The following is a 17,064-nucleotide window of genomic DNA, read 5'->3' as shown; positions in this document are numbered from 1 at the left end:
CCTGATCCAAGTCTCGCGAGCTAGAGCGAAACCGGTTTCAACGCCGTATCGCCGAAGCGCAGCAGGCCTTGGACAGATTCTTACAAGGTGCCTACCCGCATGCCTCCATCCAGCGGAATGACGGTGGCGTTCAGATAGTTGGTCTTGCAGGTGGCCAGGAAGGTGACCACCTCGGCGATGTCCTCCGGCAGCCCCCAGCGCCCCACCGGCACGATGGACTTGACGATGGCATCGTCGGACTGCTCCACCATCTGACGGTCGACGAACTGGCCCAGCATCTTGGTCTTGCAGATGCCCGGCGCAATTGCGGTGACGCTGATGTTCAGCGGCCCCAGCTCCCGCGCCCAGGACTCAGACGCCTTGATCAGGCCGGCCTTGGACGCCGCGTACGCCGACCCGCCGGCCGCGCCCCAGATGCCGGCCACGGAGGCGATGTTGATGATGCGGCCGTACTTCAGCCGCGCCATGTGGCGGGAGAACACCGCGGTGGCGTTGAAGGCGCCGTTGAGGTTGACGTCGAACACCCGTCTCGCCAGTTCCCCGCTTTTTTCCGCCATGCAGTAGCCGCGGCCGATGACGCCGGCGTTGTTGACCAGCACCGTGATGTTGGCGCCCATGCGCTCGACGATGGCGGCGCTGGCGGCGTCCACGCTGTCGGAATCGGTCACGTCCATCACGAAGCCGCGCAGGCTGTCCGGGCAATCCAGCTCCCGGCCCAGCTGCTCCAGCGCGGCGGCGTCCACATCGGTGGCCGCCACCGCGTAGCCCACTTCCAGCAGCGACTTGACGATGGCGCTGCCGAAGCCGCCGGCCGCGCCGGTGACGACGGCGACTTGCCGGGTCACGCCACCTCTCCTTCCTTGAAGGCGATGTCGATCACTTTGCGGGCGTTGGCCATGGCGTCGAAGATGCGTTCTTCGAAGAAGCGCACGTCGTCCTGGTTCATCAGCAGGTTGGAGTAGATCCGCGACAGCGGCGAGAACTGGATGCCGTAGCGCTTGGAGATCTCGCGGATGATGATGTCGCAGAACTTGACCTTGTCGCTGTAGCCCTCGGAGCGGTCCACCATGGTGTCCTGCGAGTGGTAGACCAGCGCGGTGGGCATGCCCTGCACCACCAGCGGCAGATCGTTGGCGTGAGCGGCCTTGATGAAGGTGTCGGAGATCTGCTCGGTGAAGCGGCCCATGCGCTCGTAGCAGCCCGGGTCCTGTTCGATCAGCTCGAAAGTGCTCTTGATCGCGGCCAGGCCCAGCGGGTAGCCGTTGAAGGTGCCGGCGTGGATCACCTTGCCGCGGGTGTAGAGGTCCATGATGTCGCGACGGCCGGCGATGGCGGAGATCGGCATCGAGCCGCCGCCCAGCGCCTTGCCGAAGGTGGACAGGTGCGGGGTGACGCCGAGGATGCCCTGGGCGCCGGACAGGCCCAGACGCACGCCGGTGATGATCTCGTCGAAGATCAGCACGATGTTGTACTTCTCGCAGATTTCCTTGGCGCGCTCCAGATAGCCTTCGCGCGGGAAGATGCCGCCGCCGTTGACGCAGATCGGCTCCATCAGCACCGCGGCGATTTCATTGTGGTAGCGCTCGATGGTGGCTTCCAGCACCTGGATGTCGTTCCACGGCAGCATGAAGGACTGGTCTTCCAGCGCGCCGTCGGCGCGGCCCAGGGTGTCCAGCAGGTCGCCCTTGAAGGTTTCCGGCACCGGGAAGCTCAGGTCCTGGCGCTTGCGGCCGCCCATGATGTTGTCGGCGTTGCCGTGGTAGTGGCCGTGGAAGCGGATGAAGCGCTGCTTGCCGGTGAAGCCGCGCGCCAGGCGCAGCGCGTTCTGCACCGCCTCGGTGCCGCTCAGGCAGAAGCGGATCATCTCGGCGCAAGGGATGTGCTTGACCATCAGTTCGCAGACTTCGACTTCCAGGTCGCAAGTGTCCACCGAGGTCACTTTCTGCATGTAGCGGATCAGCGCTTCGTTGTAAGCCTCGTTGTGGTGGCCGACGAAGAGCGCGCCGAATTTGCAGAACAGGTCCAGGTGTTCATTGCCGTCCAGATCCCAGACCCGGGAGTTGCGGCCGCGATTGAACGGCACCACCAGCGGCCGTTCCGGGTCGCCGAAGTTGTAATGGGTGCCGCCCGGCAGCAGCTCCCAGCATTGCTTGTAAAAATCCTTGGACTTGATCAGCGACAGCTTGGTATTGCCTTCCATATTCCTGCTCTCCTCTTGCTTGCCCTGTGATGCTACGGTTGGTGCTACGGTTGATGACGGGATGTCATTCAATTCGGGTTCGGGTCCGATGTCGTCTTCGTCCAGCGCCGTCATGCGGGCGCTGAGCGGGCGGTAACGCTCCAGCCGCTGCGGCGTCAGGACACCCAGCTGGCGCAAGGCCGCCACGCGGCTCAGGTAGGCGGCGCCGGCCATCAGCTCCACCGCGATGTCGGCCACCTTGCGCTTGGCCACCGGCGCCAGCTCGCTGCCTTGCAGCCACTCGTTGGCCGCGCCCATCGCCGCGCCGCACCAGATCTGGTAATCGACCGCGCGCTCGGCCGCGCCGGAAATCGCCCAGCGCGAGGACTGGCCCAGATACCACTGGAACAGCAGCGCCATCTTTTTCTTGGGGTTGGCGTTGGCGGCGTCTATCAGCGCCTGGTTGCCGCGGCCGGCGAAGAAGGCCTCGGTGTCGGCCCATACCTGGGCCAGCGGCTGGCGGAACACCTGCTGTTCCAGGCTGGCCACTTCGGCGGCCGGGATCTGCTCCAGGCCGGGGTACTGCTTGTACAGGCCGTGCAGCTTCTGCGCGCGCACCGCGTACATGCTGCCGCCCTTGAGCACCTGCACCTTGGCGCCCAGTTCGAACATATCGGCGGACGGCGCCATCGCCATGTCCGCGATCTTGGCCTTGCCCAGCAATTGCTTGACCGGGTCCGAGGTGCCGGCTTCGACGCAGGCCTGGTTGATGGAGCCGGTGACCACGTAGGCGGCGCCCAACGAGAACGCCGCCAGCGTGGCGTGCGGGCTGCCGATGCCGCCGGCGGCGCCGACGCGCACGGTGAAGGGATAGCCCTGGCCGGCGCAGATTTCGTCGCGCAGCTCCGCGATGGAGCGGAAGATGCAGCTGAGCAGGCCGTTGTCGGTGTGGCCGCCGGAATCCGCTTCCACGGTGATGTCGTCGGCCATCGGCACTTTCTTGGCCAGCTCCGCCTGGCGCTCGCTGATCAGGCCGTCGGCCAGCAGCTTGCGCACGATCTTCTCCGGCGCCGGGCTGAGGAAATGCTGCGCCACTTCGCGGCGCGACACCTTGGCGATCACGCGGTTGCGGCGGACCACCGCGCCCTTGTCGCCGGCTTCCAGGCCCTTGACCCGGTAGTAGACGATGGCGGCGGACAGATTGACGTAGGCCGAGGCCTCCACCACCTTGACGTCCTGTTCGATGAACAGCTTGACGCAGTTCATCTCCCAGTCCGGCTGGCTGGGGTTGTGCAGCAGGTTGATCGCGTACGGGCCGTTGGGCAGCGCCTGCTTGATGCGGCGGATGGCGCTGCCGATGCGCTCCAGCGTCAGGCCGCCGGCGCCGAAGGCGCTGAGGATGCGGCGCGAACCCAGCGCGATCACCATGTCCTCGGAGTTGATGCCGCCGGCCATGGCGCCCGCGTAATAGGCGAAGCGCACGCCGTAGTCACGCAGGAAGGACGGATCGCCGAAGTACTCCGGCAACATCGCCGGCACCATGCCCAGGCAATCCACCTGGCCGTTGCCGGCCAGGCCGCCGGCCGGTTCCAGCAGCACCGCGTCCTGCTGGCGCAGCACGTGCAGCGGCCGCGCTAGGTCCAGCAACTGGGCCTGGGCCTGCTCCGGCGTCTGCTGGAACTTGCCGGCATGGCCCTGCCATTTGTACACCGGGGCCGCAAAGCGCGGCGCCACGCAAAGCTTGTCTTGGTTCATTCATGCCTCTATCGCTGTCAGCGCCGGCGCCGAAGCGTCCGCCGCTGCCGGCGCTCGGCTGAAGCCGGCGCCTAGGTTGTCGCACATACCGATGACGTTGCCGCGGTAGATGATCTCCGCGAGGAAGACCAGCGCCATCCGCTCCAGCTGGCCGTCGGCCTGGTAGTCGCAGTGGATGGATTTGCAGGTGAGCCGGTAACGCAGGGTGTCGGCCTCGCACTTCACTTCGCCGCGGAACTTGGCGCTGTAGCTGTGCGGGCTGAGCGCGTGCGGCACCATGCCCGGCAGCGAATACAGCCCCAGGTAGCACAGGTAGAACTTGACCAGTTGCTCGCAGCCTTCCACCAGGAAGGTGCCGGGCATCACCGGGTCGTTCTTGAAGTGGGCGCGGAACACCCAGTGGCTGGGGTCGATGTCGCGTTCAGCCACCGCCTCGCCCAGGCCGAAGGCGCCGCCGGAGGCGGAGATGGACACCACCCGGTCCAGCATCTTGGCGGCCGGCGCGTACAAGCGCGGCGCGCGCGACGCGGCGTAGGCGGCGTCGCCGAAGCAGGCGACGAAATCGCCGCGTTGCAGGGCCTCGATATGGCTGTTGTCGAAGGACGCGCGCCCGCAGCGCAGCGGCGGCTGGAACGGCTCGGCCGGCTGGCCGGCTTTCAGATAGGGCGCGGTGTTGACCCCCTTGGATTTTTCGATGTCCTTGGGCAGGAAGAAGCCGGAATTGGCCTCCAGCTTGAAGCTCAGCCTATCGCCGACGTAGCACAGATACTCGTAGGCGATCAGCACGTTCTTGCCTACCTTGAGGAAGGACTTGATGTTGACCCGTCCGCGCAGCACTTCGCCGGCCTTGGGCAAGGGACCGTAGACCGTGGTCTGGCTGTCCACCGCCCGGTAGCGCAGCTGGCCCTTGAACAGCTGGTCGCAGCCGATATAGGTGAAGGCGACGATCATCGCGTGCGAGGCTTCCAGCGACACGAAGGCCGGCACCAGGCCGTCGGACACGTACCAGGCGTCGGGGTGCAGATCGTATTCCCACTCGATGAAGCACGGCTCCAGCTTGCCCGGCTGCGCCGACAGCGCGGTGATGCGCGAGGCGAACATATACGGCGGCGACGGCATGCGGGTGCGGATCGGGTAGCTGTCGGCCTCGGCGTAATCCGGGCCCAAGACCTTGGCGATGGAGCCGTCGGTCAGCTCCACCAGCTGCGCTTCGTCGAACAGCGGACGCGGGCGCGGCGGCACCGGCGCCGCGGCCTTGGGCTTGACCGCGCGGCGCTGGCCGGCCGGCGCGCCGGCGCCCAGCAGTTGCGCGATGCGCTGGTAGAAACGCTGCTCGGCCTGCAGATAGCTGAGCTGGGTCTGCGCCTGACGGCTGTGCTGCCTTTGCAAGACCGGCGCTTCGCTGTCGGCCGGCGCCGCGGCGGCCGGCTGCGGCTGCGCCGGTTCCGCCACCGGCTGCGGACGCCGCCAGGGCTTGACGTCGCCGAACAGCGCGCGGTTGGCCTCGTTGACGATCATCTCGGCGATGGTGTGTTCGCGGCCGGTGTGCACGGTGGCGACCAGGGCCGGACCGCCCGTCTGCGGCGGCGTCGGCGTTCTGGCTTCCAGGCGATTGGCCTCGCCGGGCTCTTGCAGAATCATATGGGCGTAGCCGCGGTCCAGGCCCAGGCTGTTGACCGCCGCCAGCCGCAGACCGCCGGCCGGCGCCGGCCAGGCCGCGCCGGTTTCTCCGGCGCGGAACACGGCGCGCAGCGCGGCCTCCGGATAGGCGGCCAGCGCCGCCGCGCCGGGCAGCTGCCGGCGATGCAGGCAGAGCGCGGCCTTGATCACGCTGACGATGCCCTGGGCCGAGGCCAGCTGGCCGTAGTTGGCGGCCACCGAACCGGCGGCGACGCCGCTGTCGCGGTAGACCCGGGACAAGCCGTCGATTTCCACCTGGTTGTCGCTGGCCAGCGCGCCGCCGCTCAGCTCCAGATAGCCCACCGACGCCGGATCCGCGCCGGCCTGACGCAAGGCCGCCGCCGCCGAGCGCGCCACCGCGTCCGCCGCCGGTTGAAACTCGGTGCTGTCGCCGCAGGCGTGGCCGATGGCCAGGCCGCGCATCACCGCGTAGATGCGGTCCTTGGCTTCCAAGGCCGCCTGCTCGCGCTTGAGCACCACCACGCCGCCGCCCTCGCCCACCGGCGCGTCGACATGGCCGGCGCCGCGGCGCGGCGCCCACAAGACGTTTTCCAGACCGCCGGCGAAGCTGCCGCCGGCGACGATGACCGCGTCCACCAATTGCTCGGACAACATGAACTGCGCCAGTTCTATCGCCTTGAAGGCGGCGTTTTCATGCGCGCACAGCGAGAAGGCCGGGCCGTCCAGCTTCAGATGGGCGGCGATGCGGCTGGCCACCACATTGCCGATGCCGCCGGTGATGCCTTCCGGATACGGTTCCGGGAACAGGCTGTCCTTGACGATGGTTTCCAGCGCCGCGGTCTGCGCCTCGCTCAGCGAGATGCCGCTGTGCGCCAGGCTGTCGCGCACCTGCCAGGCCATCTCGTTGCGCGCCTGATAGCGCGAGCAGCTGTAGTCGACGTCGCCGGCGACGATGACGGCGATATTGCGCTTGTGGCCGTCCAGCTGGTAGCCGGCGTCGTAGAAGGCGCGCTCGGCGATGGGCATCAGGAACAAATGCGACAGCAGATGGCTGCCCACCACCTTGGGCGGCAGCTTGAAGCGCTTGCAGTCGAAATCGAACTGCTCGATATAGGCGCCGGCCGGCGCCTGACGGTAGCCGCGCGCGCCCAGCACGTCGGCGCGCCCCTCCAGGCCCAGCCAGCGGGTGCGCGGCAGCGGGCGGAAGTGGCGGCGGCCCTCGGCCACCGTCCGCAACAGGGCGTCCGGGGTTTCAGTGTCCGCCAGCGCCACGCCCACGCCGACGATGGCCAGGCTTTGTTGTTCGGCCGGCAGTTGCGGCCAGGCGGTCACTGGCGCGTCGGGGCGGTGTTCGCGCAGCACCATGTGGCCGTTGACGCCGCCGAAGCCGAAGGCGTTGATGCCGGCGCGCTTGGCCTGGCCGCGCTGCGGCCACGGCGTGGTGTCGCGCACCACGTGGCGGATGTCCAGCTGGCCGCCCGGGGTGCTGACCATGTCTTCCACGTTCAGCGTCGGCGGGATCACGCCGCTGCGCATCGCCAGCAGCACTTTGAGGATGCTGGCCATGCCGGAGGCGGTCAGCATATGGCCGATATTGCCCTTGTTGGCGCCGATCAGCGGCCGCTGCGCCTGGTCGGCGAAGAAGGTCTCCACCGAGCCCAGCTCCACCTGATCGCCCACCGGGGTGCCGGTGGCGTGGCATTCCAGATAATCGATGTTCTTGTCCACGCCGTCGTAGGCGCGCTTCAGCGACAGCAGCTGGCCGTTGAGGTCCGGCACCAGGATGTGCTTGGCGCCGCCGTCGTTGGACAGGCCGATGGATTCAATCACGCCGTAGATGCGGTCCTTGTCGCGCACCGCGTCGGCGTAGCGCTTGAGCGCGATCACGCTGGCGCCCTCGCCGGCCTTCAGACCCTGGGAGTTGCGGTCGAACGGCACCGACTGGCCGTCGGCCGGGAAGGCCTGCAACACATTGAAGCCGTGATCGATGTAGATGTGGTCGGCGTGGCAGACCGCGCCGGCCAGCATCAGGTCGGCCTTGCCGCTTTGCAGGTAGTAACTGGCCACGCGGATGGCGTACAGCGCGGAGGCGCAAGCCGCGTCCAGCGCGAAGCTGGGGCCGGCCAGGCCCAGCGCCTGGGCCGCCAGCGTGGCGTTGTGGCTGCCGGTCATCAGATTGAGATCGGACAAGCCTTCCGCCTGCCAGGGCTGGCGGAAATGGAAATCGTCGCGTTGCAGCAGTTCCTGGACGTAGGGTTCCAGGATGCCTTGGTAGAAACCGTTGAGAAGCTTCTTGCCGGCGTGCGTGGGCATGCCGATATTGCCGATGATCAGGCCGCAGCGCTCCAGCGCCTCGGCGCTGTGGCCCACACCCTGGCCGGCGTCGATCAAAGCCTGTTCCGCCGCGTACAGCGTCCATTGGAACAAGGGGTCCAGCGCCTCCAGCTGCGCGGCCGGCAGGCGGTAGCGGCCGGCGTCCAGCTTGAAGCCGCGCACATGGCCGTTCTTGTTGTAGGCGATCTTGTCCGCGGTGCCCGGCACCGGGTGGCGATACAACGCCGGGTCCACGCCCAGCTCTTCCCGGCTCAATTCCGAGGTGCAATCCCGCCGCTCCAGCAGGTTGCGCCAGTACTGTTCTGGCGTTTCGGCGCCTGGAAACAGGCAGCCTAATCCGATAATGGCGATTTCTTCCATAGTGCATTCATGCCTAAAGTAGAGCCAACATTCCCAAACCTTGGGCGCAACCGTCCCCCTCCGCCGCCGGCCGTTGTTGAAGCGGCGGGCGGCGGCGCGGGATCAGGATTGAACCGGCGCGGGCCGATTTCGAGTGCGGCGGCGGCAAGGCGGACCTTCCGCCGCCGCGCCTCGGCTGTATGGCCGGAACGCGTCGCCGCGCTCCGGACCGGCGGCGCCCGCAGGCGCAGCCTTGCTCGCGTCACACCGCCACGCTGGCCTCCGGGTCGCACATCAGCTGCCGCAGCTTCTTCGACACGGTGAACTGCAAGCCGGACAGCTTGCTGTACACCTTGCCGTCGGCGCCGTGGACGGTGACGTCGGCCAGCAAAGTGGTCGCGGTTTGCGCCGTGACCGCCATGCTCAGATAGAAGGCCTGGTCGAAAGCCAGCGGCGCGTACTGCCGCCACTCGGCGATCTGCAGCGGCAGCCCCGCCTTGTCCGACTGCGACATCAGCCAGATCAGCGGCGTTTGCAAAGCCACGTCCGCCAGGTAGGGGTTGAAGGAGTTCACCGGGAACTGCCCCTGTCCGCCCGCGGCGGCCAGCCTACCGCCCGCTTGCAAGCCCTGGCCGTCGAGACGGAACAAGGACTGCACGCCGCGGAAGGCCGGGCCGTGGAACAGCCAGGCGCCGTCGCGCATGTCGCCGTACAGCGGCGCATGCTCCAGCGGCTCGCCCGCCGGCGCCTTGGGCCCGTCCAGCGGCGCTTCCGCCGCCAGCCGGCTCATGGTCACCCGCGCCTGGTAGCGGTTCAGCGCGGCCCCGTCCACCTGGTTGAAGATGCTCACCTCCAGCGTGTGACGGTCGCCGTTGCCGCCGGCTTCGGCCACCGGCCGCAGTTCGGCGATGAAGCGCCGCTGCTCGCCGGCGTCGAACACCACGCCCTTGAGCACGCGGAAGTCCGTCAGCGTCTCCAGCCGATAGCCGGGCAGCAGGTCTTCGCACAGCTGCACCATCCAGCCGGCCGCGGCGGTGGCCGGCAGCACCGGCTGTCCGCCCACCACGTGATCGCCCAGGAAGCCGTTGACGGCCGGGTCCAGCTCGCGCTCCACCCGGGTCAGCGCCGGCAGGGTCTTCTGCTTGCGCCCCACCTTGTAGCTGCCGCCGCCCACGATCACCTGCGGCACCAGGCCGGCGGCGAACTCGTCGACGAAGAACTGCGCGCCCACGGCGGTGGGGATGATGGCCAGGCCGCGGTCGGCGTAGGCCTTCTTCAGCACGTCGTTGACCATGCCGCTGTCCCACGGACCCCAGTTGATGCTGCGCACCTGCTGTTTCGGGTACAGGGTCTGGTACAGATAGGCGAACTTGTTCAGCGCGTCGTTGGCCATCGCGTAATCGGTCTGGCCGGCGTTGCCGAAGAAGCCCGACACCGAGGAGAACAGCACCAGATGACGCAAACCGTCCGGCTTGACCGCCGCCAGCAGGTTCTCCAGCCCTTTCACCTTGGTGTGGAACACCGAGCGGAAATCGGCCGGGGTCTTTTTCTCGATGCGCTTGTCCGCCAGGTTGCCGGCGCCGTGGATGATGCCGCGGATGGGGCCCAGCTGCCGCTGCGCTTCCGCCGCCGCCCGCGCCACGTCCTTGGCGTCGCCGATGTCGCAAGCCAGATAGATGGCCTGGCCGCCGGCCTGCTCGATCCGGGCGATGGTGTCGCGCACCTCGGCCAGTTGCAGCAGCTCCTTGAGCAAGGCGTCCACCTTGACCGGGGTCACCGTCTCGCCTTGCTGTTGCAGATGGCGGATGGCGCGCGCCTTGAGCTCGGCCACTTCACCGCCGCCCTCCGCCCATTCCGGCAGCGGCGCGTCGATGCGGGTGCGGCCCAGCAGCGCGAAGCGGGCCGGATAACGCTTGGCCAGCGCGATCACGCACTCGGCGGTGATGCCGCGCGCGCCGCCGGTGACCAGAAACACGGTCTTGGCGTCGATGCCGGCCACGGCCTGCGGATCGGTCGGCGCCTCCTCGAAGCCCAGCGTCATCCGCTCGCCCTTGACGCCGCGGCCCACTTCGGCCACGTCGGACTGCACGTCGCGCAGTTCTTCCAGCAACATCGCGGCGATGGCGCTCTTGCCGCATTTGGGATCGAAATCCACGGTGCGGCAGAACACGTCTTCCCACTCGATGTTCAGCGCCTTGCTCAGGCCGCTGACGCCGGCGGCGGCCACCGGGAAGGCGGCGCGCCGGGCGGTGCCCAGCTCGCCGTCCAGCTGGCTGGCCACGAAGAAGCAGGCGCGGCCGAGACCGGGCTGCGTCAGCGAGGGCTGCAGCAGCTTGGCCAGCAGGAACAAGGCCTGAGCGGTGTCGTACTCGGCCGCGGCGAAGGCGTTGGCCAGCGATTTGACGTTGCCGGCCGGCGCTTGCAGGTGGATGAAGCCGCCCACCTGCCCTTCGGCCACCGCGATCCGCGACAGCACGTCTTCCAGCGCCAGCTCGTCGGCGCGTTCCAGCACGTAGTCGTTGACGTGCTTGATCGCCTTGCGCTGGCCCTTGGCCTGCTGCCACTTGAACACCAGCCGCGCCACCTGCTGGCCGTGGGCCAGCAGCTGTTTGGCCACTTCTTCGCTTAAACCCTTGCCGTCGTCGGTCAGCAGCCAGAGCCGGCCGGCGGCCAGCTCCAGCAGGTCCGGCTTGGGCAAAGCTTGTTTCCGCGCCTGAAAACGATGGATGGACGCGGCTACCGTATGGGCATCACTTACAGGGGATTGCTGAGCGAGGGCAGATGCCGTCTCCCGGGGCTCAGCTAGGGATTTTTTTGCTGCGGAGTCCTCCACGGCAACGTCGGACACCAGTTTCTTGGTGGACGACACCACGCCCAGCTGACGCAAAGGCTTGGCCTCCGCCGCCGGGGTTTCGTGCAAGGCGGGCTCGCTGGAGACCGGGGCCGGCGCGGCCTCCGGCGCCGGAGCGGCTTCCGCGGCCGGCGCAGCAGCGCCGCCCTGCTTCAGCTCGGTCAGCAGTTCGGAGATGGTCTGCTTGAAGAAGCCGCCCATCTTGCGGATGTTGCTGAAGGCGTCGATGTCGAAGGTTTCCATGTCCTTCTGTTTTTCCATGTCCTGGAAGTGCGGCACCTCGGCGGACAGCTGGTCGAACATGGCGCCGAAGATTTCCAGGCGCTTGATCGAATCGATGCCCAGGTCGGCTTCCAGATCCATGTCTTCATTGATCATGTCGGCCGGGTAGCCGGTGCGGTCGCTGACGATGGCGATCAGTTGCTTGATCAGGTCGGCCTCGGTCAAGGCTTCGAAGCGCTGGATCAGGGCCTGGTCCTCGGCGCTGATCGCGGCGGCGGGCGCGGCGGCTGCCGGAGCGGGCGCGGCTACCGGGGCCGGCGCGGCGACCGGAGCGGCTGCTTGCGGAATCTCCTGCAGCGTCGGCTTGGGCGCCTGCACCGCGCTCACTTGAGGCGCCGGGGCCGCAGGCGCGGCGGCGGGCTGAGCCAGGGGCGCGGCCGCCGGCAATTCCACCGCGGCGCGCGGCGTCGGCAAGCTCACTTCCAGCGGCGCGCGCTGTTGCAGGCGAGCGGCCACCTGGCCGCCGCGGGCGGCGACGTCGGCGCCCAGCAAAGCTTGCTGGTTGTCGAAATAATGTTCGTGGTTGACGTGGTAGAGCTCCTGGTTCTTGTCCAGCAGCTGCAGGCTCTGGCCCAGGCTGGCCACCACTTCCGTCAGTTGCTGGCTACCCTGGAATTTCTCCAGCAAGGTGTATTGCTTGTTCATCAGCGAATCCAGCAGCTGAATGTAGTCCTTCTGATTCAGCTGGAACTGCTGGTGCACCTGGCTGAGCATGTTCTGCGCCTGGATTTGCGCGTCCAATACGCTCAATACTTCGTTGTCCGAGCTACTGCGTTGCATGATTCCCTCTCCGCTTATGACATGGACCGGCTCCAGCCACACCATGTCGTCCCTGTTGTCGACCAAAGTTTCCACCACTACCGTACTATCCCGCTCCGTCTCCGGCGCCCGCGGCGGCGAGCTGGCGGCGAGCCGCTCGTCGATGAAGGCGTCGATGACGCGCGTATCCTTGCGCATGGCGTGCGCGCGGCGCTGCTTGGCTTTCTCCGAGTAGAAGAAGCCGCCGCTCATTGTGTAAGTCAGCGCCTTTTTCTTGGGCGCCGTCGCCAGCGGCAGCGCCGCCTGCGGATCGGTGGAGCTCAGCTCCACCCCCTCCACCGCCAGCCGCGCCAGCGCGCGCTTGAATTGCAGGGCTTCCTCGCCGTTGGCGCTGGGGTTCAGCGACACCACCGCGTGCGGCTTGTCCTTGAGGATGTCCGCCACCAGCTTGCCCAGAATGCCCTTGGGGCCGATCTCGACGAAGAGATAGCCGCCCTGCTGATGAATGCGTTCAATGGTTTGCTGGAAGCGCACCGGGCTGACCAGTTGGCCGATCAAGGACTGCTTGATCTTGGCCGGGTCGTCGGCGTGGCGCTCGCCGCTGGCGGTGGAGTACACCGCGGCTTGCGGCGCCTGGAACGGAATGCCGGCCAGGCTGGCCTCGAACGGCGCGCAAGCGTGGCGCACGAAGTCGGTGTGGAAGGCCGCCGACACTGCCAGCACCTGGCTGCGCACCTTGCGCTCGTTCAGGAACTCATGGGCCTGGCGGATGATGTCGCCGGCGCCGCCGAACACCAGTTGCTGCTGCGAGTTGTAATTGGCCACCACCAGCTCCGGGAAGCGCTCCAGCACCGCGCTGGCTTCGCTCTCCGGCAGCGAGGCCGCCAGCATCGCGCCCGGCTCGCCGCCCGGCACCGGGCTGGCCACCGCCGCGCCGCGCGCCAGCGAGGCGCGGTAGAAGTTCTCGTCGCTCAAGACGCCGGCGGCCCACAGAGCGGTCACCTCGCCGTAGCTGTGGCCGGCCAGGAAGTCCGGCCGCAGGCCCAGACCGCGCAGCAGCTTGTAGTAGCCGGCGCTGATCGCGCCTATCGCCGGCTGCGCGGTGCGGGTTTGGGTCAGCTCCGCCATCTGGCGGTCCGCCGTCTCCGCGTCGAAGGCCGGCGGCGGGAAAATCGCCGCCGAAGGCAGCGGCAGCCCGTCGGCGTGCGCCGCGGCGTCCAGGCCTTCCAGGGTTTCGCGCATCGCCGGGTAATCGTTGGCGATGTCGCGGCCCATGTTCACGTACTGCGCGCCCTGTCCGGGGAACAAGGCCACCACGCGGCCGGCCAGCGGAGCCGCCTCGCGCTTGTAGTAAATGCCCAGCGGGTGTTCCCAGTCCTGATCCGGCCGCGCCCGCAGCAGCTTGATCGCCTCGTCCAGCAGGCCGGCCGCCTGTTCGGCGGAGCCCGCGACGAAAGCCAGGCGCGCGGAATCGGCCGGCGCGCGCGCCGCCGCGCCTTGGTGCAGACGGAACTGATAACCGGCGTCTTCGGCGCGGAAGGCATCCAGCTTGTGCTCGGCCAGCGCCAGCAGCTGCTCCGGGCCGTCCGCGTGCAGCAGCACCACTTCCGGGCGCAGGTTCAGGCGGAAATCGCCCTGCGGCCGCGCCTGATGCTCTTCCATGATGGCGTGGTAGTTGGTGCCGCCGAAGCCGTAGGCGCTCAAGGCGGCACGGCGCGGCGCGCCGTCCACCGGGCTCAGCCAGGGCCGGCTGTCGATGTTGACGTAGAAGGGGCTGGCGCTGTCCGCCAGTTCGCGGCTGGGCTGGCTGACGTTGATGGTGGGCGGCAACACCTTGTGATAGAGGCCGAGCGCGGCCTTCATCATCGCCGCCGCGCCGGCGGCGCAACGGGTATGGCCGATCTGCGATTTGACGCTGCCGATGGCCACCGAGCCGGGCTGAGCGCCGCCGGCCTCGAACACGGCGCGCAAGCTCTTGATCTCGGTCTCGTCGCCGGACTGGGTGCCGGTGCCGTGCGCCTCCACCAACTGGATCTCGGCCGGAGAAATGCCGGCGCGCGCGTAAGCGCGTTGCATCGCCTTGACCTGGCCTTCGTGACGCGGCGCGAAAATGCTTTTGGCGCGGCCGTCGCTGGAGGCCTGCAAGGATTTGATCACCGCGTAAACGCGATCGCCGTCGCGCTCGGCGTCTTCCAGGCGCTTGAGCACCAGGAAGCCCACGCCGTCGCCCAGCATCATGCCGTCCGAGGATTCGTCGAAGGGCCGCGACAGATTGCTCTTGGACAGGGCCGGCGTCTTGCTGAAGCACAGGAAGGAGAAGATCGAGTTTTCCAGGTTGACGCCGCCGGTCAGCACCACGTCGCAGCTGCCGTCCACCAGCTCGCCCACCGCCGCCTTGATCGCGGCCAGGCTGCTGGCGCAAGCGGCGTCCACCATATAAGAGGTGCCGCCCAGATCGAAGTAGCTGGCGATGCGGCCGCAGGCGACATTGCCGAGGAAGCCGGGGAAGCTGTCCTCGTTCCATTCCAGATAGAGATGGTTGACGCGGTCGATGACCTCGTCGGCCACCGCGCCGGGCAGGCCGGCGTGGTTCAGCACCTTGCGCAGATACGGCTCCTGCTGGCGGAAGGCCAGCGAGAAGGAAGTGTTGCCGTTGCCGGCGCCGCCCAGGATCACGCCCACGCGGTCTTTATCCACCGGCAAGGCGTCCTCGCCCACCAGCCTGGCGTCCAGCATCGCCTGTTTGGCCACGTGCAGCGCGAAGATCTGCGCGGTGCTGATGGACTCCAGCATCAGCGGCGGCAGTTTGAATTCCACCGGATCGAAATCGATGGCCGGCACGAAACCGGCGCGATGGCCGTAAGTCTTGTCGGCGGCGCTCGGGTCCGCGCTGTAATAGTCTTCCTTGCGCCAGTACTCATCGCCGTTCTTCTGGTCGATGTCGGTCAGGGAATCCTTCTTGTCGACGATATTGGTCCAGAAATCGTACAAGGTGGCCGCATCGGGAAAGTGGCTGGCCATGCCCACAATCGCGATATCCACCGTGCCCGGTCCTATCCTGCTCGATACGGTCTTGCTCATTGCTCCTCCCGCGGTGAACCTGCTGTTTCGCATCATTCGCTTGCCGCCGCGCACCAACCGGGAAGCGCAATCGCCGGCCGCACGGCCAGGGTCGACTGCCTTTCTTTAAATCCGGTCCCGCACGCAAAGCCTGGATCGAATTCGCGTCCGGCGAACCGCCGCACGCGCCTGCTGCCTATTACGCAAACCACATCCAAAACCGCGATCTCAACTTGACAAAATCTTTACAACCGAAACTGTCAAATCCGGTTTTGGAAAATTATGACGTTGAAATCTTAGTGTTTCCTTAGGGCTTTCTTGCAGTTGACTGATTTACCTCCACATATCTGGAGAAAAATATATACAGAACAAAGCAAGTCATTGATTTTGATGATGTATCTTTATTGACACACCAATGCCAAAGTCATTTTTTTTTAGTAAATCCATTACTGAAAAATAAAAAAACCAAGCTTGAAAAAGAAAACTGAGGAGAGTCTGAGCAGGCAATAAGAACAGCGGCTTATTGAATTGGCATTCAAATTCAATATCCAGACTAATACCAGTGGTATTAATACTAGGGAAATCCCGTACGCCGACTCCGCCTTATTCACGCTTGGCCGCGCTCAGAAAACCCTAAGCAGGAATAGGCATACTGCCCTCATTTCACCCCGGAGACAGTCATGCCCCAGCCCAACCATCCCCCCTGCCGGCCCGGCGACAGCGCGGAGGCCTGACCATGGTCTCCCTCGCTCGCGCCTCGCTGATCTACGAGTGGCGCCGCTTCCTGCCGGCGGTGCTGGCGGTGGCTTTCGCCGGCCTGCTGGTGCAAGTGCAGCTCAGCCTGCTCTTGGGCATGTTCAGCTCGGTAGGCGTTTACATAGACCGCTCCAGCGCCGATCTTTGGGTGGGCTACCCGGCCACTCAGAGCGTGGATCTGGCCCGGCCGATTCCCGGCAAGACCGAGAACAACCTTTGGGCGCATCCCGAGGTCACCTCGGTGGAACGCTTCACCTGGACCATGGCGGACTGGCAGCGCCCCGGCGGCGGCAAGCTCAGCGCGGTGCTGATCGGCATCGACCCGCGCCCGCAGGCGATGACCTTCGCCACCTTGCTGACCCCGGCGCTGCGCCAGGAGCTGACGGTGCCCAGCACCGTGCTGGTGGATGAGAGCGATCTGGAAAAGCTGGGCGTCAAGATAGGCGACTACGCCGAACTCAGCGGCAAGCGGGTGCGCATCGGCGGCACCGTCAACGGCATGCGCGCGATGGGCGGGGCCAACATCCTGACCTCGCTGAACACCGCGCGCCGCATCGACCCCAATCTGCGCAACGACGCCACCGACTACTTCCTGGCCCGGCTGCGCGACCCCAGCCGCGCCGAACTGGTGCGCGACCAGCTGCAGCCGGCCGGCAGCTTCAAGCCCTTCCAGGTGTGGACCGCCGAGGAGTTCTCCATCCAGTCGCAGGTGTATTGGCTGTTCGAGTCCGGCGCCGGCTCCGGCTTCCTGTTCTCCTCCGCGCTGGGCCTGCTGGTCGGCATCGTCATCACCAGCCAGACGCTGATGGCGGCCATCGTCGCCGCGCTGCGCGAATACGCCACCTTGCGCGCCTTGGGCGTGTCCTCCTCCTCCTTGCGCGCCGTGATCCTGGAGCAGTCCTTCTGGGTCGGCCTCGCCGGCCTGGTGATCACCGCTGTGGTCGGCGCGCTGCTGGTGATGGCCGCCCGCCACGCCCACATCGCGCTGGAAGTGCCGGTGTGGGGCTGCCTGGCCACCGGCACCCTGGTGCTGGGCATCGCTCTGCTGTCCGGTCTGTCCGCGCTGCGCGCGCTGAACCAGGCCGAACCCTCCACCCTATTGCGATAA

The 17,064-nt window shown here is 66.9% G+C and carries 5 protein-coding genes; 1 reads left to right on the top strand and 4 read right to left on the bottom strand.

The genetic code is table 11. The features are described from left to right. Positions 1-80 precede the first annotated feature (80 nt). The 4 genes from ACODSD_RS07740 to ACODSD_RS07725 all read right to left on the bottom strand — a co-directional run bounded on the left by ACODSD_RS07740 (position 81) and on the right by ACODSD_RS07725 (position 15,221). Positions 81-845 carry an SDR family NAD(P)-dependent oxidoreductase gene (locus ACODSD_RS07740; RefSeq protein ID WP_488877112.1) on the bottom strand — a complete coding sequence of 255 codons (765 nt, stop codon included), beginning with the start codon at positions 843-845 and terminating at the stop codon, positions 81-83. Continuing rightward, the gene (locus ACODSD_RS07735; protein ID WP_488877111.1) at positions 842-3,934 is read right to left on the bottom strand and encodes a PfaD family polyunsaturated fatty acid/polyketide biosynthesis protein; all 3,093 of its coding nucleotides are present in this window, start codon (positions 3,932-3,934) and stop codon (positions 842-844) included. Before ACODSD_RS07735 ends, ACODSD_RS07740 begins: the two co-directional genes overlap by 4 nt. Then, on the bottom strand, positions 3,935-8,269 hold the full coding sequence (locus ACODSD_RS07730; RefSeq protein WP_488877110.1) for a hotdog fold thioesterase: 4,335 nt from the start codon (positions 8,267-8,269) through the stop codon (positions 3,935-3,937). Between the two features lie 241 nt (positions 8,270-8,510). Then, positions 8,511-15,221 (bottom strand): SDR family NAD(P)-dependent oxidoreductase, encoded by a 6,711-nt coding sequence (locus ACODSD_RS07725; protein WP_488877109.1) that lies wholly within the window; start codon positions 15,219-15,221, stop codon positions 8,511-8,513. Between the two features lie 715 nt (positions 15,222-15,936). Here ACODSD_RS07725 and ACODSD_RS07720 point away from each other — a divergent pair. Further along, positions 15,937-17,064 (top strand): ABC transporter permease, encoded by a 1,128-nt coding sequence (locus ACODSD_RS07720; protein ID WP_107799362.1) that lies wholly within the window; start codon positions 15,937-15,939, stop codon positions 17,062-17,064.

This window comes from Chromobacterium sp. FG22, from assembly GCF_057809415.1.
Note: the sequence above shows the minus strand (reverse complement) of the source record. Positions and strands in the feature narration are given on the sequence as shown.

What these genes read in the sequence shown, in the direction of transcription:
- ACODSD_RS07730 (WP_488877110.1), bottom strand. Translation starts at nt 8,269, where the DNA reads ATGGAAGAAATCGCCATTATCGGATTAGGCTGCCTGTTTCCAGGCGCC.
- ACODSD_RS07720 (WP_107799362.1), top strand. Translation starts at nt 15,937, where the DNA reads ATGGTCTCCCTCGCTCGCGCCTCGCTGATCTACGAGTGGCGCCGCTTC.
- ACODSD_RS07735 (WP_488877111.1), bottom strand. Translation starts at nt 3,934, where the DNA reads ATGAACCAAGACAAGCTTTGCGTGGCGCCGCGCTTTGCGGCCCCGGTG.
- ACODSD_RS07725 (WP_488877109.1), bottom strand. Translation starts at nt 15,221, where the DNA reads ATGAGCAAGACCGTATCGAGCAGGATAGGACCGGGCACGGTGGATATC.